The sequence below is a fragment of the Kitasatospora sp. SolWspMP-SS2h genome, from assembly GCF_003259315.1.
Classification (GTDB): domain Bacteria; phylum Actinomycetota; class Actinomycetes; order Streptomycetales; family Streptomycetaceae; genus Kitasatospora; species Kitasatospora fiedleri.
On record NZ_QLLT01000007.1, the window covers coordinates 22885 to 41915 of the forward strand.

At 74.2% G+C, this 19031-nt stretch carries 17 protein-coding genes; 14 read left to right on the forward strand and 3 right to left on the reverse strand.

The window, feature by feature from the left end; genetic code table 11:
- Window positions 1–130 precede the first annotated feature (130 nt).
- From K353_RS10250 to K353_RS10270, 5 genes are all read left to right on the forward strand, one after another.
- Window positions 131–1444 (forward strand): sensor histidine kinase, encoded by a 1314-nt coding sequence (locus K353_RS10250; RefSeq protein WP_111553280.1) that lies wholly within the window; start codon window positions 131–133, stop codon window positions 1442–1444.
- Window positions 1445–1701: 257 nt separating this feature from the next.
- Window positions 1702–3894 (forward strand): MMPL family transporter, encoded by a 2193-nt coding sequence (locus K353_RS10255; RefSeq protein ID WP_111553281.1) that lies wholly within the window; start codon window positions 1702–1704, stop codon window positions 3892–3894.
- Between the two features lie 156 nt (window positions 3895–4050).
- Window positions 4051–4257 carry an MbtH family protein gene (locus K353_RS10260; RefSeq protein ID WP_100838039.1) on the forward strand — a complete coding sequence of 69 codons (207 nt, stop codon included), beginning with the start codon at window positions 4051–4053 and terminating at the stop codon, window positions 4255–4257.
- Between the two features lie 3 nt (window positions 4258–4260).
- Window positions 4261–5208, forward strand: a complete 948-nt coding sequence (locus K353_RS10265; RefSeq protein ID WP_111553282.1) for an ATP-binding cassette domain-containing protein — start codon at window positions 4261–4263, stop codon at window positions 5206–5208.
- Between the two features lie 4 nt (window positions 5209–5212).
- On the forward strand, window positions 5213–5941 hold the full coding sequence (locus tag K353_RS10270; RefSeq protein WP_111553283.1) for a 4'-phosphopantetheinyl transferase superfamily protein: 729 nt from the start codon (window positions 5213–5215) through the stop codon (window positions 5939–5941).
- A 59-nt stretch (window positions 5942–6000) separates the two neighbouring features.
- On the opposite strand, the gene K353_RS10275 is transcribed toward K353_RS10270, so the two are convergent.
- Entirely contained in the window at window positions 6001–6756 is a 756-nt protein-coding gene (locus tag K353_RS10275) for an AfsR/SARP family transcriptional regulator (RefSeq protein WP_233533492.1), read from the reverse strand.
- A 614-nt stretch (window positions 6757–7370) separates the two neighbouring features.
- Window positions 7371–8414 (reverse strand): ornithine cyclodeaminase, encoded by a 1044-nt coding sequence (locus tag K353_RS10280; RefSeq protein WP_111553284.1) that lies wholly within the window; start codon window positions 8412–8414, stop codon window positions 7371–7373.
- Window positions 8415–8869: 455 nt separating this feature from the next.
- Between K353_RS10280 and K353_RS10285 the strand changes: the two genes are divergently transcribed.
- The 7 genes from K353_RS10285 (at window position 8870) to K353_RS10315 (ending at window position 15571) form a co-directional block, all read left to right on the forward strand.
- A complete protein-coding gene (locus K353_RS10285) occupies window positions 8870–9799 on the forward strand; it encodes a 3-oxoacyl-[acyl-carrier-protein] synthase III C-terminal domain-containing protein (protein ID WP_111553285.1) in 930 nt (309 codons plus the stop codon).
- Window positions 9800–9825: 26 nt separating this feature from the next.
- Window positions 9826–11256, forward strand: a complete 1431-nt coding sequence (locus tag K353_RS10290) for a hypothetical protein (protein ID WP_199528059.1) — start codon at window positions 9826–9828, stop codon at window positions 11254–11256.
- Window positions 11246–12514: a type III PLP-dependent enzyme gene (locus K353_RS10295; RefSeq protein WP_111553286.1), complete on the forward strand. Its 1269-nt coding sequence runs from the start codon at window positions 11246–11248 to the stop codon at window positions 12512–12514. The genes K353_RS10290 and K353_RS10295 overlap by 11 nt, the downstream gene beginning before the upstream one ends.
- Before the next feature lie 75 nt (window positions 12515–12589).
- The gene (locus tag K353_RS10300) at window positions 12590–12862 is read left to right on the forward strand and encodes a phosphopantetheine-binding protein (RefSeq protein ID WP_100838045.1); all 273 of its coding nucleotides are present in this window, start codon (window positions 12590–12592) and stop codon (window positions 12860–12862) included.
- Between the two features lie 2 nt (window positions 12863–12864).
- Entirely contained in the window at window positions 12865–13749 is an 885-nt protein-coding gene (locus tag K353_RS10305; RefSeq protein ID WP_111553287.1) for a hypothetical protein, read from the forward strand.
- Window positions 13746–14423: a hypothetical protein gene (locus K353_RS10310; RefSeq protein ID WP_233533493.1), complete on the forward strand. Its 678-nt coding sequence runs from the start codon at window positions 13746–13748 to the stop codon at window positions 14421–14423. Before K353_RS10305 ends, K353_RS10310 begins: the two co-directional genes overlap by 4 nt.
- Entirely contained in the window at window positions 14420–15571 is a 1152-nt protein-coding gene (locus tag K353_RS10315; protein ID WP_111553288.1) for an acyl-CoA dehydrogenase family protein, read from the forward strand. Before K353_RS10310 ends, K353_RS10315 begins: the two co-directional genes overlap by 4 nt.
- 36 nt (window positions 15572–15607) lie before the next feature.
- Here K353_RS10315 and K353_RS10320 read toward each other — a convergent pair whose 3' ends face one another.
- On the reverse strand, window positions 15608–16255 hold the full coding sequence (locus K353_RS10320; protein WP_111553289.1) for a response regulator transcription factor: 648 nt from the start codon (window positions 16253–16255) through the stop codon (window positions 15608–15610).
- 263 nt (window positions 16256–16518) lie between these two features.
- Here K353_RS10320 and sbnA point away from each other — a divergent pair, with 263 nt between their 5' ends.
- Together sbnA and K353_RS10330 are read left to right on the forward strand one after the other, a co-directional pair.
- Window positions 16519–17499 (forward strand): 2,3-diaminopropionate biosynthesis protein SbnA, encoded by a 981-nt coding sequence (gene sbnA, locus K353_RS10325; RefSeq protein WP_111553290.1) that lies wholly within the window; start codon window positions 16519–16521, stop codon window positions 17497–17499.
- A 52-nt stretch (window positions 17500–17551) separates the two neighbouring features.
- Window positions 17552–19031, forward strand: a 1480-nt coding sequence (locus K353_RS10330; RefSeq protein WP_233533494.1) for a condensation domain-containing protein, incomplete at its 3' end; no start/stop codon positions are given.

The window sequence follows — 19031 nt, forward strand, 5'->3', positions numbered from 1 at the left end:
CACCGTGCCGTACCCCCGCCGGGGGTGGTGGTACCCCGGGCAAGAGGGGTACTAGCACCCCCGAAATCCGCCTGACGGACCGTCATGCTGGAAGCACAGTGATTCGGTGAAGGCGAAATGGGGCCAGGACATGAGTGCACGTGTGGAAGGAACGGAGAAGACCCGTCCGGAGCTCGGCGGAGCGGCCGCGCTGGTGCTCCGCGGGGTGTCCCTGACCGGGATCGCCCTCGGGGAGGCGCTGCTGCTGCTCTGGTTCTGCCTCGTGGTGTGCCTCAGCTTCGTCGGCGTCGGCCTGCTGCTGCTGCCCGGCGCGCTGGACGCGATCCGGTCGGACGCCCGCCTCCAGCGCCGGCTGGCGCTGCGCTGGTCCGGCGTCCGGGTGGACGCGGCCTACCCGCCGGAGCCCGCCGACGGCCCGGCCCGGACCCGCCTGCGGCGGGCCCACCGGATGCTCGGTGAGCGCGCGACCTGGCGGGACCTGCTCTGGACGCTGGTCAACCCGGTAGTCGGGCCGGTGCTGGCGCTGCTGCCGGCCGTCGCGGTCCTGGGCGGCCTCTGGGGCCTGGCGCTGCCGTTCACGTGGAGGGGGCTGAGCGAGTCCTGGGACGGCATCTGGTTCACCTTCGTCCCGGTCCGGAGCCAGGGCACCGCGATCCTGGCCGCCGTCCTGGGCGCGGTGGAGCTCGCCGTGGGCGTGCTGCTGCTGCCGAGGCTGATGCTCGGCCTGCACGGCCGCTGGGTGCGGCTGGTCCTGGGCTCCACCCGGGCCGACCTGACCAACCGGGTCGAGCACCTGGCCAACTCCCGCTCGGACGCGATGGACATGCAGGCCAACGAGCTGCGCCGGATCGAGCGCGACCTGCACGACGGCGCCCAGGTCCGGCTGGTCGCCCTCGGGCTGACGCTCTCGGCCGCCGAGTCGCTGATCGAGCAGAACCCGGCGGCGGTGCGCGCGCTGCTCGCCGAGGCCAAGGACAACTCGGCCAAGGCGCTCAACGAACTGCGCGACCTGGTGCACGGCGTGCACCCGCCGCTGCTGGCCGACCGCGGCCTGGTGGACGCCGTCCGCACGCTGACGCTGGAACTGCCGCAGCGGGTCCAGCTGACCGGCTCGGTGCCGGGCCGGCTGCCCGCCCCGGTGGAGTCGGCGGCCTACTTCGCGATCGCCGAACTGCTCAACAACGTGACCAAGCACGGCAAGGCCACCGAGGTGACGGTCGACATCCACTACGTCGACCGCGAACTGCGGGTCTCCGTGCACGACAACGGCGTCGGCGGCGCCGACGCCGGGCGCGGCAGCGGGCTGCGCGGGGTCGAGCGGCGGCTGGCCGCCTTCGACGGCCTGCTCGCGATCAACAGCCCCGCCGGCGGCCCGACCATGGCGGCCTTCTCCATCGGCTGCGACCTGCTGCCCGACACCACCGGCACCACCCAGGGCGACTAGCCCGCCACCGGCCACGGGGGCGCCGCGGGCCGGCGGCGCCCCTCCCCGGCCGCGGGGCCCCGCGACGGCCCCTCCTCCGGCATGCCCGGACAGCCCTTCCTCCGGCATGCCCGGCGGCTCCTCCTCCGGCGTGCCCGACGGCCCTTCCCCCGGCATGCCCGGAAGCGGCCCGCACCCGTTCCCCCCGGCCCGCCGGGCGGTCCCCGCCCGCCGACGGCACGACTCCTCTTCCGCCCCTGAACGAAGGACCGATCGACATGACGGGCAAGAAACGCCACTTCGCCTCGCGGATGGGCCGGTGGAGCGCCAACCATCCGTGGTGGGCCGTCCTCATCTGGCTGCTGCTGACCGTGCTCGCCTTCTCCATCGGCACGGTGGTGAAGGGCCGGGAGGCCACCAACCAGGAACTCCTGGTCGGGCAGGCGGCCACCGCCGACCGGATCGTCAACGAGAACGGCCTGCGCGGCCCGGCCACCGAGAACGTGCTGGTCGGCCCGCTCGACGGCCGGCTGGACGACGCGTCCGCCGCGGCCGCCGCCGAGCTGAAGCAGCAGCTCGGCGCGCTCGACGGGGTCGCCTCGGTGTCCGACCCGATCCCCTCCGCCGACCAGCGGGTCCTGCTGCTGCAGGTCGCCGTCAAGGGCGACCCCGACACCGCGAACGACCGGGTCGCGCCGCTGCTGGCGGCCACCCGGGCGGTCCAGCGGGCGCACCCCGACCTGCGGGTCGAGGAGGTCGGCGAAGCCTCGATCAAGAGCGACTTCCAGGACTGGCTCGGCAAGGACCTGCAGAGGGCGACCACCATCAGCGTGCCGGTCACCCTGGTCATCCTGGCGCTGATCTTCGGCGCCGTGGTGATGGCCGGCGTGCCGGTGCTGCTGGGCCTGACCGCGGTGGCCTCCACCCTGGGCCTGTGGGCGCTGGCCTCCCAGGTGGTGCCCGACCCGGGCACGGTGACGGACGTCATCGTGCTGATGGGCCTGGCGGTCGGCGTCGACTACTGCCTCTTCTACCTGCGCCGCTTCCGCGAGGAGACGGCCAAGGGCTACGGCGCGACCTCGGCGGTGGAGATCGCCGCGGCGACCTCCGGCCACTCGGTGGTGGTCTCCGGCGTCGCGGTGCTGGTCTCGATGGCCGGGCTCTACCTGGCCGGCGACCTGATGCTGGCCTCGATGGCCACCGGCGCGATCATCGTGGTCGCGGTGGCGATGCTCTCGGCCGTCACCGTGCTGCCGGCCCTGCTGGTCAAGCTGGGCCGGGCGGTCGACCGGCCGCGGATCCCGCTGGTGTGGCGCCTCACCCGGAGCCGGAGCAACCCGCGGGCCTGGAACTTCCTGCTGCGCCCGGCCACCAGGCACCCGCTGGTCTCGCTGGTGCTCGCGGTCGGCGCGCTGGTGGCGCTGGCGCTGCCCGCGCTGGGGATGGACCTGAAGGCCACCCAGATCGCGGACTACCCGCGCACCCTGGCCACGATGCAGAGCTACGACCGGCTGCTCGCCGCGTTCCCGTCGAACGCCAACACCGACGTGGTGGCGGTGAAGACGCCGGCCGGGCAGCAGGAGGCGGTCCGCGGGCGGCTGGAGCAGCTCGCCGAACAGCTCGGGCGGGAGCCGCTGTTCGCCAGGGACATCCCGCCGACGGTCCGGGTCTCGGCGGACGGGCGCGGCGCCGTCCTGGAGGCGGGCACGCCGACGCCGCCGGGCACCTCCCCGGCCCGGGACTCGGTCGACCGGCTGCGGGACGTGCTGGTGCCGGCGGCGCTGAAGGACCTGCCGGGCCTGGAGTACGCGGTCGGCGGCGACCAGGCGGACGACATGGACTACACCGCCAACCTGAAGGACCGGCTGCCGATGGTGATGGGCGTGGTGTTCGCCCTGACCTTCCTGATCATCGTGCTGGCGTTCCGCTCGGTGGTGGTGGCGCTGACCACCGTGGTGCTCAACCTGCTCTCGGTCGCGGCCTCGTTCGGCTTCCTGTGCCTGGTCTTCCAGCACACCTGGGCGGACGGGCTGCTCGACTACCACTCGACCGGGCACGTGGTCTCCTGGGTGCCGGTGCTGCTCTTCGTGATCCTGTCGGGCCTGTCGCTGGACTACCACGTCTTCGTGGTCAGCCGGATCCGGGAGGGCGTGGTGGCCGGCATGACCACCCGCAACGCGGTGCTGGACGGCATCACCAGGACCGCCGGCGTGGTGACCGGCGCGGCCGCGGTCATGGTGGCGGTGTTCGCCACCTTCGGGACGCTGACCTTCATCGAGCTGAAGCAGATCGGCGTCGGGCTGGCGGTGGCCATCGTGCTGGACGCCACGGTGATCCGGATCTTCGTCCTGCCGGCCGCGATGACCCTGCTGGGCCGGGCCAACTGGTGGCCCTCGCGCACCGGCCGGGCGGTCACCGCGGACCTGCCGCGGCGCAGCGACGGGGCGCACCAGGAGCCGGTGGACGTCTGACCGGCCCGGCGGCCGTCGGAGGGGGCGGGGTCGCGAGGACCCCGCCCCGGCTCCGGCGGACGGCGGCGATCAGCCGTTCGTCAGTTCCGCGTCAGCAGCCATGGAGCATAGTGGTCAACGGAGTTGACCCTGGAAGACGGACAGGACGGAACCCCGATGAGCAACCCCTTCGACGATCCCGACGGCACGTTCCACGTACTGGTGAACGGCGAGAACCAGCACAGCCTGTGGCCCGCCTTCGCCGAGGTCCCGGCGGGCTGGCGCGAGGCGCTCAGCTCGGTGCCCCGGGAGGAGGCGGTGCGCTTCGTCGACGAGAACTGGACCGACCTGCGGCCGCTCAGCCTGATCGAGCGCGGGGCCTGAGCCGTGGCGGCCCAGGCGGCGATCGAGGCGGAGGGCCTCCGCAAGAACTACTGGGACCAGCAGGTCCTCAAGGGGATCGACCTGCACGTCCCGGCGGGCACCGTGCTCGGGCTGCTCGGTCCCAACGGGGCGGGCAAGACCACGACGGTCCGCATCCTCAGCACCCTGCTCGGACCGGACGGCGGCCGGGCCGCGGTGGCCGGGTTCGACGTCGCCGCCGCGCCGCGCGAGGTGCGCCGCCGGATCGGGCTGTCCGGCCAGTACGCCGCGGTGGACGAGGAGCTGACGGGCCGCGAGAACCTGGTCCTGCTCGGCCGGCTGCTGCGCCTGGGCCGGGCCGGGGCCCGGGCCAGGGCGGACGAGCTGCTGGCGCGATTCGACCTCGCGGACACCGGCGACAAGCCGCTGCGGGCCTACTCGGGCGGCATGCGCCGCCGGCTGGACCTGGCGAGCACGCTGGTCGGCGGCCCCGAGGTGATCTTCCTGGACGAGCCGACCACCGGGCTCGACCCGTCCAGCCGGCTGGTCCTGTGGTCCGTGGTGCGCGACCTGGTGGCCGACGGCGTGACCGTCCTGCTGACCACCCAGTACCTGGAGGAGGCCGACGAGCTGGCCGACCGGATCGTGGTGATCGACAAGGGCGTGGTGGCCGCCGAGGGCACCGCCGACGAACTCAAGCGCAAGGTCGGCCAGGAGCGGCTGGAGGTCACCGTGGCCGATCCGGCCGACCTGCCGGCGGCGCTCTCCGCGCTGAACCCGCTGATGGTCGGCGAGCTGACCCGGGACGACCGCAGGGGCGTGCTGGGCGTGCAGTTGAACGACGGGCTGGCCGGGGTCTCGGCCGCCGCCGCCGCGCTGCACGCGGCCGGCATCCAGGTCAGCGGCCTCGCCCAGCGCCGCCCCTCGCTGGACGACGTGTTCCTGGAACTCACCGGCCACCGGGCCGCGTAGCGCGATGGCACAGCCGAACGCGGTCAGCTGCCGGGTGCTCTGGTCGCCGGTGGTCGACCGGGCCCGGGTGCGCGCCCTGATGTCCGACGAGGAACGGGCCCGGTACGGGCAGTTGGCCGCGCCCGAGGACCGGGCCCGGTACGCCACCGCCCGGGCCCTGGTCCGCACCGCGCTGGGCCGGGCCACCGGGGTGGCGCCGAGGGCGGTGGCGTTCAGCCGCCGGTGCCGGTACTGCGGCGGCCCGCACGGCAAACCGCGGGTGCCCGGCGCCGCCGCGCGGTTCTCGCTCTCGCACTCCGGCGGGCGGGTGGTGCTGGCCGTCGCCGAGCACGCCGAGCCGGGGGTGGACGTGGAGCGGGTCGCCGCCCGCGAGGTGGACCGGCTGGCGCCCCGGGTGCTCTCCGAACGGGAGCTGGCGGACTTCCGGGAGATCCGCCCGGAGGACCGGCCGGCGGCCTACCACGTCTACTGGACCAGGAAGGAGGCGGTCCTCAAGGCGGTCGGCCGCGGGCTCTCCGTGCCGCTGCGCGGCCTCACCCTGGCCGCGCCCGGGCAGCGCGCGGCGCTGCTGTCCTGGGACGGCGCCCCCGGGGCCGGGGGAGCGGGCGCGCCGGCCATCGCGCTGGCCGACCTGCGTCCCGGCCCCGGGTACGCGGCGGCCCTGGCCGTCGAGACCCCGGGGCGGATCGAACTGGCCGAGTGGGACCTCGACGGCCCGCTGGACGTGCCGTGAGCACTCCGGCTGCCGGAGCAGCCGGAGGGGCCCGCCGGACGGAAGGGGGACTCAGCCGGTCACCGCGCGTCGGCCCAGACCAGGCCGGCGTCGATCGACGGGTCCTGGGCCAGGATGGCCTGCTGGAGACCGCGCATCTTCTTCCGGGGTTCCAGTCCGAGTTCGTTGTTCAACCAGGAACGGACCCGCTGGAACGTCGCCAGCGCCTCGCCCTGGCGGCCGGCCCGGTAGAGCGCGAGCATCAGTAACTCGGACATCCGCTCCCGTTCCGGATGCTCGCAGGCCAGCTGTTCCAGCTCGTTGACCGCGTTGCCCTCGGCGCCCACGCTCAGGCGGGCCTCGTAGAGGTCCTCCAGGGCGTCCAGCCGGCGGCTGTTGAGCCGGTTGACCTGGCTGTGGCAGCGCAGCCCGCCGGAGACGTCGAGCAGGGCCGGTCCGCGCCAGAGCCGCAGCGCCTCCTCCAGCCGCTGCGCCGCCTCGTACGGCTGGTCGCGCAGCAGTGCGGCGCCGCGGGCGGCCAGCGCGTCGAATCTTCGGGCGTCGACCGCCTCCGGTGGCAGGTCGAGCAGGTACCCGCTGGCCGAGGTGGGCACCAGCAGGTTCCCGGGGACGCCGGTGACCGCCTCCAGGGAGGTGCGCAGCCGGCGCATGTTCGCCTGGAGGGCGTTCTTGGGGTTCTTCGAGGCCTGGTCGGAGAAGAGCTCCTCGATCAGGACGTCCATCGAGACGACCTCGCCCGGGCTGAAGCTCAGCACCGCGAGCAGGGTCCGCACCCGGTTCGCGCCGATGCCGTCGTGCCGGTCCTCGATCGACACCCGCAGCGATCCGAGGATTTCGATGGATACCCGGTTCCTGGCGTCGAACCGGCTTTCTACTGGGTGGTAATATCTCATTCTCTGCGACCCGATTCCGAGGCTCTGACCGCAATAAGGACACGTCTGCGCATGCGTCGCCCGGCCTGTCTCCACTGGGCGGCGCTGATCCCTACAACCGGTCAATGGGGTGGTGTGCGGTGGGATGCGGCCTAAGGCCGACGGGCGGGCCAATGGCCCGCCCGTAGCGTGCTTTCGTGGCGCAGCGCTACGGCAGAAGGTGACACTGCCCCGGTAGCGGGACCGGGCGGCCCGGGCGCCCGGGTGGAGAAAGGGCCGAGTGGTCGATCATCGAATTCCCCCGTCGTGTCCGTCCGAATCGCCCGCGCCCTTCCTGAGGGGGCGGACGTGTACCGAGTATTTCCTGGGTGAGCAGGCGCGGGCCGACCGCCGGCGCCGACCGCAGTCGGCAATGCGGCCCGGATCAACCTAACACGATCAGTCGAATTCCTTGCCGATTCCGGGGGCCCGGTAAACCTCCAACACCCGCCCCGCGGACGCTACCTGATACCCCGTCAGGCGGCGTCACGCGGGGGTGCCGGAGTGTCGGCGTACCGTCAGAGCAGGTCGAGCCGCTGCCCGACGCCGAGTTCGAGGGCCGTGCGCCGGACGGCGTCGATCATGCCGACGTCCAGGATGGACATCCCGAACGGGTTGCTGACCACGTAGCCGGGGCCGGGCCGGACGGCCGGGACCCGCCCGAGCAGCACCTGGCCCAGGGTGCCGTCGATCGGCCGCCCCGGGCCGGTGCCGGGCGCGGACGCGGTGCCCGGCCGGGTCACCCTCCCCTCCTGGAGCAGCCGGCCGAGGATCCGGCGCGGGTTCTCCTCGATCAGGTCGAGGTCGTCCCCGTACACGGCCTCGGCGCCGAGGAAGACCTCCTCCGTCAGGTCGCCCAGCGAGACGTGCGCCAGGAAGCTGCCCGGCCGGATCCAGGAGGCCGGCAGGTACGGGTCGTCGCTGGTGGTCAGGGTGACGGTGACCGGGGAGGCGGCGACCGCCTCGGCCGCCGTGGCGGCCACCGTGACGGCCAGCCCCGGGTGCCGCTCGGCGGCCCAGGCGACCAGCTGCGCCGAGCGTTCGGCGGACAGGTCGAACACCGTCACCCGGCGGGCCTCGGGGAAGGTGCGGACCAGCAGGTCCAGGTGGGCCCGGGCCAGCGCGCCGGTGCCGAGCAGGGTGAGGCCGTCCCACCGCTCGGGGCCGAGTTCGCGCAGGCTGACCATGGTGTACGCGGCCGTCCGGATCGCGCTCAGGTAGCCGGCCTCGGCGATCAGCCCGGGCCGGGCGGTCTCCGGGTCGAAGGCGAAGCTCAGGCCGCCGGCCCGCTCGATGCCCCGGGACGGGTTGTCGACGGCCGCGTTGATCAGCTTCATGCCGTAGACCGAGCCCTCCTCGCGGTGCAGGGCGCCCAGCATCGCGATGGCCCGGCTGTAGGCGCCGTTGCTGTTGTGCCACGGCAGGTAGCCCTCGGTGGGGATCTCGGTCCGCCCGGCGGCCTGGTCGCGCAGGACCTCCGCCACCACCTCGACCGGGTCGAGCTTCTCCAGGCAGGCGAGCACGGCCGGTCGGTTGAGGAAGAGCAGGCTCTCTTGGGACATGGCGTTCCTCGGTTCGAAGGGGGGGTGGGGTGCTCCGTGGCGGCGTCCGGTCGGTGGCCGGGCCGGTGGCCGGGTCGGTGGCCGGGTCGGGGGCGCGCGTGCGCCGGCGAGCGGCTCCGGCCCGCCTCGTCCGATGAGCCATCGCAGCTTAGCTGATCATCTTCCTTGGCAGGCAAGCGAGTTGATGATGCGTTAGCTCGCCCCGGCGGCCCGGTGGGCGGCCGGCCCCGTGGTCATCCTCGATCGTCGCGTGGTCAGTATTCGGTCAGTCGTTTGTCAATTCGGTCCACTAGCTTGATCCCCGTCCCCCTGGGCGCACCGCCCCGGGGACCAGCCGTGCAGGGGCACGGCACCCGGCCGGTGCCGGTCCAGGCGACCGCCCGGCACCCACGACGGTGTCCGCCCCGGATCACCACGCCGGACCGTCGACTGCGGCTGAGAGGAGCCGGCTAGCCGTGACCTCACTGATCGAGGTATCCACCCACTGGCCCACCCAGGTGTCCATCGCGGACCGCCAGCGGGCGCTGGGCCTGACAGACACCGAACTGCGGCGCTACGGACGGGGGTTCGGCCTGTCCGAGGTCTGCTGGGACGAGACCGAGAGCGAGACCGAGAGCCTGCTGGCCGCCGTCGGCAAGCTGACCGCGCTGCGCGGCCGGGAGGACAAGGTCCGCTACGTGCTCCGGCCGCGGACCCAGCGCTTCCTCTCGCCGTACCCGCTCAGCCCGCTGCACGAGGTGCGCCGGGAGGCCGGACTGCGGCACGCGAAGACCTTCGCCCTGACCGAACAGGCCTGCGCCTCCGGCCTGGTGGCCGTCGACGTGGCCGGCATGCTGCTGGCGGAGGACCCCGACCCGGAGGCGCTGGCCCTGGTGCTGGTCGGCGAGAAGGCGTACACCCAGGTGGCCCAGGTGCTGGCCGGCATGGGCATCACCGGCGAGGGCACGGCGGCCGTGCTGGTCTCCGCCGCGGCCACCCGCGACCGGGTGCTCGGCTTCGCCACCCGCACCGTCTCGGTCGGCGACCCCAACCTGGTGATGACCGACGAGGGCTTCGCCGCCTTCCGCGACATCTACCCCGACATGCTGATGGGCGTCATCGACGAGGCGCTGGCCGACGCCGGCCTGACCACCGCCGACCTCGCCCTGGTACTGCCGCACAACGTCAACCGGATCGCCTGGGTGCGCTTCAGCGACCGCCTCGGCGTCGGGGTGGACCGGATCTTCCTGGACAACATCCCGCGGACCGGCCACTGCTTCGGCGCGGACCCCTTCATCAACTACGCCAGCGCCCAGGCCCTCGGCCGGCTCCGGCCCGGCGACCGCTACCTGATGGTCTCGGTCGGGGTCGGCGCGAGCTTCGCCGCGATGGTCGTGGAGCACTGAACGTGAACGCGACGGGAGAACAGGGCATGACCGAACCGGGATTCAACCAGCGGCTGAAGGTCGCGGTGGCCGAGGACGGCCGCGCCGCCCTGGTGTTCCTGGGCAACTTCGAGGTCGAGGAGCAGTGGGCGCGCGGCGAGATCGGACTGCCCCGGCTCACCTCGGCCGGCAACACCGCGGTGGTCAACCGGATGGACGAGTTCGCGCTGCTGCTCGGCGGCGCCGACGACCACGTGGTGCTGAAGACCGCCCCCGACCGGGAGTACCTCCACTACCTGCGCGAACTGGGCCTGCGCCTGCCCACCGTCCACGTGGTGGCCGACCAGCTGCCGGGCAACACCGTCACCCAGGACGCGCTGGCCGACCCCGGGCTGCTCGCCGTGCTGGCCCGGCTCGGCGAACAGGGCGCGCGGCTGCTCCCGCACGGGGTCTCCGCCCTGGAGGAGGACCTGGCCGCCAAGGCGGGCATCGGGATCGCCGGGCCGCCCGCCGCCCTGTGCAAGGCCGTCAACAGCAAGGTCCACAGCCGGCGGATCGCCGACGAGCTGGGCCTGCGCCAGCCGCGCGGCTGGGCCTGCGGGACGACGGCCGAGCTGGACGAGGCGGTCGCCGCCGCGGCGGCGCTGCTGGACGAGGGCGCCGTGCTGCTGTTCAAGGAGGCGCTCGGGGTCTCCGGCAAGGGCATCGCGGTGATCGAGAGCGCCCGGCGGCTGGAGCGCACCCGGCGGATGGTGGCCGACGCCGCCCGGGCCGCCGGCACCGACCGGATCGCCTTCGTGATCGAGGAGCGGGTGGCCAAGGCCGCCGACCTCAACTACCAGTTCACCATCGGCCGCGACGGCTCGGTCCACCTGGACTTCGTCAAGGAGGCCATCACCGCCAACGGCGTCCACCTGGGCCACCGCTTCCCGCCGGACCTCCGCCCCGAACAGCTCGCCGAACTCGGCCGCGCCGCCGAACTGCTCGGCTCCCGGCTCGCCGCCGACGGCTTCCACGGCGTGGTCGGCGTGGACGCGATGACCGACCCGGACGGCGGCCTCTACCCGGTCATCGAGATCAACGCGCGCAACAACATGTCCACCTACCAGGTCCGGCTCCAGGAGCAGCTGCTCGGCCCGGGCCGCACCGCGCTGGCCCGGCACTACCCGCTGACGCTCACCGAGCCGCTGCCGTTCGGCGCGGTCCGCGACCTGCTGGACGGGCTGCTGCTCCGGGAACCCGGCGGGACCGGCCTGGTGGTCAACAACTTCGCCACGGTCAACGCCGGCGCCGCCGCGGGCACGCCGTTCAACGGCCGGCTCTACGGCCTCCTGATGGGCGGCTCCGCGCCGGAGCTCGCCGCGCTGGACGCCGCCGTCACCGAGCGGCTCGGCCGCGCCGCGGCCGCCGCCCCCACCCCCGCCCGGCCCCAGGGCCCGCCCCCGGCCGCAGTCGAAAGGGACCAGCATGAGCGCTGAATTCCAGGTCCAGGGCCTGGACGCCACCGCCCTCGCCGAGGAGTTCGGCACCCCGCTGTACGTGTACGACGGCGAGGCGCTGCGGCGCCGGATCACCGACCTGCGCGCGCTGCTGCACCCGCGGTTGGAGGTGTTCTTCTCGATGAAGTCCAACCCCAACATCGCGGTCTGCGCGCTGCTGCACCGCCACGGCGCCCGGGCCGAGGTCTCCTCGCTCGCCGAACTGCTCACCGCCCGCCGGGCCGGCGTCGCGCCGCGGGACATCGTCTTCCTCGGGCCCGGCAAGAGCCGCGCCGAACTGACCGAGTGCCTGACCCAGGGCGTCTACGCGGTCATCTGCGAGTCGCTGCCCGAACTGGAGCTGATCGAGGAACTGGCCGCCGGGCTCGGCCTGGTCGCCCCGGTGGCCCTGCGGGTCAACCCGAGCTTCGCGGTCAAGGGCTCCGGCCTGACCATGGGCGGCAAGCCGCGCCAGTTCGGCATCGACGAGGCCCGGCTGCTGGAGGGCGCCCCGCTCGGCAAGCAGTACGAGCACGTGCGGCTGATGGGCGTCCAGGTCTACATGGGCACCCGGATCCTGAACGAGGACGCGGTGGTGCAGAACACCGTCCGCATCCTGGAACTGGCCCGGCGGATCGCCGCCCACCACGAGTTCCCGCTCGACATGGTCGACATCGGCGGCGGCCTCGGCGTCTCCTACTTCGAGGGCGAGCGGGACCTGGACCTGGCCCTGCTGGCCCGCGAGGTCAACCCGGTGCTGGCGGAGTTCGCCGAGGCGCACCCCCGGACCCGGATGATCATGGAGCTCGGGCGCTACCTGACCGCGGAGAGCGGCACGTACGTGGTCCGGGTCCGCTACACGAAGACCTCGATGGGCGAGAACTTCGCGGTCGCGGACGGCGGCACCAACCACCACATGGCGGCCGTCGGCATCGGCTCCTTCGTCAAGCGCAACTTCCCGATCCGGCTGCTCAACCGCTACGACGAGCCGGCCGACGAGGTCTGGAACGTCACCGGCCCGCTCTGCACCCCCAACGACACCCTGGGCAAGAAGGTCCGCCTGCCGCACCTGCGGGCCGGCGACCTGCTCGGGGTGGAGCGCTCCGGGGCCTACGGGCCCAGCGCCTCGCCGGTGCTCTTCCTCAGCCACGGCCACCCCGCCGAGGTGCTCGTCCAGGACGGCCGGGCCCACCTGGTGCGCGAGGCCGACAGCACCGAGGACCTGCTGCGCAAGCAGCGCCTGGTCGAGCAGGACTGACCCGCGACCCGGCGGCCCGCCACCGCGACGCCACCACGCCACCACGCCTCCACGCCACGAAAGGGCGCGATCCACATGACCGACACCATCGAGACCACCGACCGCACCAGAGTGGTCGCCGCCATCACCGAGGCGCTCGGCGCCGTGCTCCAGCGCGACCTGGGCGACCTGGCACCCGACACCAAGCTCTTCGACACCCTGGGCCTGGACTCCACCGGCGTGCTCGACCTGCTGCTGCGCCTGGAGGAGCTGCTGGACGGCGAGTTCGACACCGACGAGCTGGAGATGAGCCACTTCGCCACCGTCCGGTCGCTGGCCGACTTCATCACCGCCGAGCTGGACGCCTGAGGATGTCCGTCTCAGCACCGGAGCGGGCCGGTGCCGCCGCGCGCGGCCCGGCCCGGCACCCGGGCCTCGCGGTGACCGCGGCGGCGCACGGGTTCTTCCCGACCGGCACCGCCCGGCTCGACAGCCCCGTCGACCGGACGTACCTCCTCGACCAGACCGGCCACGCCGGCCTCGCCCTGGACCGGGCGGTGCTCGAAGGCGCCACCGGCAACCGGTTCCAGGACATGGGCGCCGACCTGCTCGACCGGCTCGGCCCCCAGCCCGCGACCGACCTGATGGTCCTGGCCTACGCCACCCCGGACCTGCTCCCCACCACCCTGACCGCGCCCACCCTCGCCGAGCGGCTCCCCGGCCGCCCGCTGCTGCTCGCGGTCACCGACCAGGGCCGCTCCGCGCCGTTCAGCGCCCTCGCGCTGGCCCAGAGCTACGCCCACCGGCACGGCTTCCGGCGGGCCCTGGTGCTGGCCTTCGACCAGACGCTGCTGCCCTACCGGCTCCCGGCCGACGGACCGCTGCACCTGGCCGGCGACAGCGCGGCCGCCCTGGTCCTGGAGGCCGTCGACGCCGGCCGGCCGGACGGCTACCGGGTGCGCCAGGCCGGCGGACTGGACCCGCGGCAGGCCGGCCGGGCGCTGCGCGAACTGGCCGCCGAACTGGACCCGCGGGGCACCGCGGCGCTGCTGGCCGGACCCGGCCTCGACGCCGGCCCCGGAACCGACCCCGGCCGACCCGTCGCCCGGCGGGCGCCGGCCGGCTACCCGTGCACCGCCCCGCTGAGCCTGCTCGCCGAGGGGCTGCCCACCGGGGCGCCCGTCCTGCTGGCCGAGTACGACCCCGCCCTGGGCGACCTGTCGGTGTGCCGCGTCGACCCCGCCCCGGCACCGTGACCGCCACGGCGCACGCCCCGGCGGCGCAGGCCCCGGCTCCGGCTCCGGCGCAGGCACCGGAGCTCCAGCGGGTCGCGCGGACCGAGGGGCTGCTCCCCGCGCTGCGCCTGCTGCTGGAGGCGCACGGCGGCACCCCGCCGTTCGGGCCGACCGGCCACACGCTGCTGCCCGAGCCGGACACCGGCCCGGACGCCGGCCCGGACACCGGCCCGGACACCCGCCCGGACCCGGTGCGCCGCTACCCGCTCCCCGGCGGCGCGGTCGTCCTGGTCCACGACCCGCGGGCGGCCCGCGCCGGGGCGGCGGCCGTCGACCGGACGGCGCTGCTGCGGCTGCGGCTCGGCCTGGTCCAGGGCCTGCGCGACGCCTGCCTGGCGCACCTGGCCGGCCGGGCCAGCGGCGGGAGCACCGTCCTGATGCAGCAGCTGGTCAAGGGCCAGCTGGCCGAGGCGCTCGGGCACCAGCTGGAGCTCGCCGCGCTGCTGGACGCCACCGCGCCGCCGGACCTGACCGGCCCCGCGCTGCGGGACCTGCACCGCCAGCTCACCGACACCGGCCGGGCCCTGCTGCGGCTGCTGGGCGCCCACGGCTACCTGGCCGACGGGCCCGGCGCCACCGCGCACGTCTCGGAGCTGCTGGCCGACGTCCACCTGCCCGCGGAGGAGGACCGGTGACCGCGCCGGACGGCCGCCTGGCCGCGCTGCGCGGCCAGGCCCGCGAGTGGGGCGCCGGGTTCGCGGCGGCCGCGCTCGACCTGGACCGCGACCCCGACCGGATCGCGGACCACCTCGACCTGCCCGGCGTCCGCTTCATGGGCACCTTCGGCGTCCCCGCCGAGTTCGGCCGGCCGCCGCTGCGGATCGGACCGCACCGGTTCGAGGGCACCACCGCGCTGGAACGCGCGGTCGTGCTGGAGGAACTGGCCCGCGGCGACATCGGCATGACGCTGGCCGCGCCCGGCCCCTCGATGTCCGGCGTCCTGGTCGAACAGCTCGGCGACCGGGCCCAGCGGGAGTGGTTCTACGGGCGGGTGCTCGCGGAGCCCACCTGGACCTGCTTCGCCCTGACCGAACCCGACCGGGGCTCCGACGCCTCGGCCCTGGACACCGCGCTGCGCCCGGCCGGGGACGGCGCGCTCGAACTGACCGGCGCCAAGCGGTACGTGGGCAACGCCTCGCGGGCCCGGATCGCCGCTGTCTTCGCCCGCACCCGGCCGGGCCCGCTCGGCGTCACGGCGGTCCTGGTGGACACCGGCGACCCGGGCTACCGGGCCGAACCGCTCGGCTCGCTCGGCGTCCGCGGCGCCCGGATCTGCGCCGTCACGCTGGACCGGGTGCGGGTCGACCCGGAGCGGGTGCTGGGCCGGCACCTGTCGCCGACCCGGCGCGGGATCTGGGCCTCCGTCCAGGTCTTCAACCGGCTGCGGCCCTCGGTGGCGGCCCTCGCGCTGGGCGTCGCCGGCGCGGCGCACGACCTGCTGCTGGAGCACCGGGCCGCGGCCCGGGGCGCCGCCCGGGAGCGGATCGAGCGGATCGGCCGGCGGATCGGGGCCACCCGCGCCCTCGTCCACCGGGCCGCGGCCGCCGTGGACGCCACCGGCGACGGGTACCTCGCCTCGGCGGCGAAGGCCCGGGCCTGCCGGCTGGCCGAGGAGGTGACGCTGGAGGCCGCCGAGCTGCTGGCGCCCGCCGCCCGGGCCACCCACCCGCTGCTGGACAAGCTGGTGCGCGACGCGCGCGGGGTGGAGTTCATGGAGGGCACCCGCAACATCCAGCACCTGAACCTGTTCCAGGGCCTGCTGTCGGGCCGGGTGGACGGGTGAGCCGGCGGCGCGGGCGGCGGCGCGCACCCCGCCCGGTCAGACCCGGTTGAGGTAGGCGAGCACGGCCATCACCCGCCGGTTGTCGTCCCTGGACGGCGGCAGGTCGAGCTTGGCGAGCAGGCTGTTGATGTGCTTGGCGACGGCCTTCTCGGTGATCACCAGGACCGCGGCGATGGCGGCGTTGGACCGGCCCTCGGCCATGTAGCCGAGCACCTCGCGCTCGCGCTCGGTGAGCCGGGCGATCTGCTGGTCCTGCGAGCTGTGGCTGAGCATCCGGGAGACGACGTTCGGGTCCATCACGGTGCCGCCGGCGGCGACCTGGTGCAGGGCCGAGATGAACTGGTCGCTGTTGAAGACCCGGTCCTTGAGCAGGTAGCCGACCCCGCCGTCGCCGTCGGCCAGCAACTCCTGCGCGTAGAGCTGGTCGACGTACTGGGAGAGGAGCAACGAGGGCTGTCCTGGCCGCAGTCGGCGGCCCTCCAGGACGGCGCGCAGCCCCTCGTCGGTGTGGGTGGGCGGCATCCGGATGTCGACCAGCGCGACGTCGGGCTCGTGCTCGGCCAGCGCCCTGGTCAGCTCCGGGCCCGACCCGACCGCGGCGACGATGTCGAAACCGTTCAGTTCGAGCAGCCGGGACAGGCCCTCACGGAGCAGGAACTGGTCTTCCGCGAGTACCAGGCGCATGATCGGTCCCCCGTGTCTCCCCGTCAGTCCCGGCCGCCGGGCCGGAAACCCTCCGGCCACAAGCTAGCAATGCCCCCATGGCCAAGCAAGCAAGCCGCAATCGGTCAGCGCCTGGTCAACTGCCTGTCAGCGCCGTTTGAAATGATCGTGAGGTCAGGCGCTGCAAGGAATTCCACGACGCGTGACCGACGAAGGCATCCACCGCTGTAACCGAGCCGGCCCGAAAATCATCCCGCCGGCGATATCGACGTGGACGGTGTCCCATTCAAGTCATCTCCGCTCCGCACGAATTCAATGCCGAGGACGTTTTCGTCAATCTCGAAACGGTCGTCGGACAACGCCTGATGCTCAAGTGCGAGGGCTTCAATTTCGCCGGTTCCATCAAACTCAAGGCCGCGCACGCGATGGTGAGCGCCGCCGAGCGGTCGGGCCGGCTGCGGCCCGGGTCGACCCTGGTGGAGAGCTCCTCGGGGAACCTGGGCGTGGCGCTGAGCCTGGTCGCCGCCAGCCGCGGCTACCGGTTCATCTGCGTCACCGACTCCCGCTGCACCCTCGGCGCCCGCCAGTTGATGGAGGTGTTCGGCAGCGAGGTGCACGTCATCACCAAGCCGGACCGGGTCGACGGGCTGCTGGGGGCGCGCATCCGGCACGTGCGCCGGCTCTGCGCGGACAACGAGGGCTTCCTCTGGCTCAACCAGTACGCCAACCCGAACAACTGGCAGGCCCACTACCGGCTGACCGGCCCGGAGATCCTCAAGGCCTTCCCCGACCTCGGGGTGCTGTTCGTCGGCGCGGGCACCACCGGCACGCTGATGGGCTGCGCCCGCTACCTGCGCGAACAGAAGCCGTCGGTGCGGATCGTGGCGGTCGACGCGGTCGGCTCGGTCACCTTCGGCGGCCCGCCCGAGCCGCGGCACATCCCGGGCCTCGGCACCGGCGTGCGGCCCGCGCTGCTCGACGAGTCCGTGGTGGACGACGTGGTGATGGTGGCGGAGCCCGACACCATCCGGGCCTGCCGCCGGCTGGCCCGCCACGGCTTCCTGTTCGGCGGGTCCACCGGGACGGTGGTGAGCGGGGCGGTCGCCTTCCTGGCCGAACACCCGCTGGACGGCGGCGAGTCGGCCGTCGCCATCGCACCCGACCTGGGCGACCGCTACCTGGACACCGTCTACCAGGACACGTGGGTGACGGACCTGTACGGCCCCGACGTGCTCCAGGACCCGCTCCGGGCCGAGGCCCGCTGACACCCCGGTCCGGACCGTCCTCACCAGCCCGCAGTACCCCGATGGAGACGTCATGACCTCGCCCACCCGTTCGACCCTCCCGCTGACCGGCGCCCAGACCGGCATCTGGTTCGACGAGCAGCTCGCCAGCGGACGCCTCGCCTACAACATGGCGGACTACCTGGACATCAGGGGCCCGCTGGACGACCGGCTGCTCGTCGAAGCCCTCACCCGGGTGACGGACGAGGCCGAGTGCACCCGGGCGAGGTTCTCCGAGGCGGACGGCCTGCCGGTCCAGCGGATCGAACCGCTGGACGGACTCCCGCTGCGCACCGTCGACCTGGCGGGCCGCCGGGACCCGGTGGGCGAGGCGCTGCGGCTGATGGACGAGGACCTGCACCGGCCCTTCGACCTGCTCGGCGGCGTGCTGTTCCGGGCCGTCCTGTTCCGGGTGGCCGCCGACCGCTCCCTGCTCTACCTGGCCATGCACCACCTGCTCTCCGACGGCTACAGCCGCCTCGCGGTCTACCGCAGGCTCAGCGAGGTCTACGGGGCGCGGGCCGCGGGGGAGCCGGTCGCGGACGGCGCGCTGCCCGGACTGGAACTGCTCCTGCGCGAGGAGGCCGACTACCTGGGGTCGGCCGCGGTGGAGCGCGACCGCGCGTTCTGGGAGGGCCACCTGAGCGGCCCGGCCGGGCCCACCAGCCTGGCCGCGGGCGCACCGGTGCCCGGCACCGCGTTCCTGCGCGGCAGCCTCGCGCTCGACACGCCCACCGCCCGGGCGCTGCGCGCGGCGGCCCGCGCCGCCGAGGTGACCTGGCCGACCTTCGCGATCGCCGCCGCCGCCGCGTACACCGGCAAGGCCGCCGGCCTGGCGGACGTGCTGCTCACCCTGCCGATGACCGCCCGGCTGACCGCCACCGCCCGCTCGGTGCCCGGCATGGTGGCCAACTACCTGCCGCTGCCGGCCCGGGTCGGCCCCGCCACCACGGTGGGCGGACTGCTCCGCGACACCTCCCGGACACTGGCCCGCTCGCTGCGCCACCAGCGCTACCCGGCCGACCGGATCCGCCGCGCGATCGGCCTGCGGGCCGACGACCGGCGGCCGTTCGGCCCGTTCGTCAACGTGCTCCCGCAGACCCCGGAGTTCCGGCTCGGCCCGTGCGAGGCCCGGCTGAACAACCTCTCCACCGGGATCGTCGACGACCTGATGATCACCGTCCTGGACGGCCCCGACGACGGCGTCGAACTGCACCTCAACGGCAACCCCGCGCTCTACGGCGCACAGGAGGTCACCGACCACCTGCACCGCTTCGGCACCTTCCTGCGCCGCCTGGCCGACGCCGACCCGGACACCCCGCTGGGCCGCCTGGACCTGGCCACCGACGCCGAACGCGCCCGCCTGGCGCGGGCCGGCACCGGACCGGCCGGCGCACCGGGCGGCTCGGTGCCGCAACGGGTGCGGGAGTTCGCGCTGCGCACCCCGGCGGCGCTCGCGGTGAGTGACGGGCGCACCGCGGCCTCCTACTCCTCGCTGGTCGGCTGGGCCGACG

Excerpts from the sequence above, each read along its gene's own strand:
- K353_RS10295 (WP_111553286.1), top strand. The coding sequence starts at position 11,246 with ATGAGCGCTGAATTCCAGGTCCAGGGCCTGGACGCCACCGCCCTCGCC.
- K353_RS10260 (WP_100838039.1), top strand. The coding sequence starts at position 4,051 with ATGAGCAACCCCTTCGACGATCCCGACGGCACGTTCCACGTACTGGTG.
- K353_RS10270 (WP_111553283.1), top strand. The coding sequence starts at position 5,213 with ATGGCACAGCCGAACGCGGTCAGCTGCCGGGTGCTCTGGTCGCCGGTG.
- K353_RS10250 (WP_111553280.1), top strand. The coding sequence starts at position 131 with ATGAGTGCACGTGTGGAAGGAACGGAGAAGACCCGTCCGGAGCTCGGC.
- K353_RS10255 (WP_111553281.1), top strand. The coding sequence starts at position 1,702 with ATGACGGGCAAGAAACGCCACTTCGCCTCGCGGATGGGCCGGTGGAGC.
- K353_RS10280 (WP_111553284.1), bottom strand. The coding sequence starts at position 8,414 with ATGTCCCAAGAGAGCCTGCTCTTCCTCAACCGACCGGCCGTGCTCGCC.
- K353_RS10300 (WP_100838045.1), top strand. The coding sequence starts at position 12,590 with ATGACCGACACCATCGAGACCACCGACCGCACCAGAGTGGTCGCCGCC.
- K353_RS10305 (WP_111553287.1), top strand. The coding sequence starts at position 12,865 with ATGTCCGTCTCAGCACCGGAGCGGGCCGGTGCCGCCGCGCGCGGCCCG.
- K353_RS10320 (WP_111553289.1), bottom strand. The coding sequence starts at position 16,255 with ATGCGCCTGGTACTCGCGGAAGACCAGTTCCTGCTCCGTGAGGGCCTG.
- K353_RS10290 (WP_199528059.1), top strand. The coding sequence starts at position 9,826 with ATGACCGAACCGGGATTCAACCAGCGGCTGAAGGTCGCGGTGGCCGAG.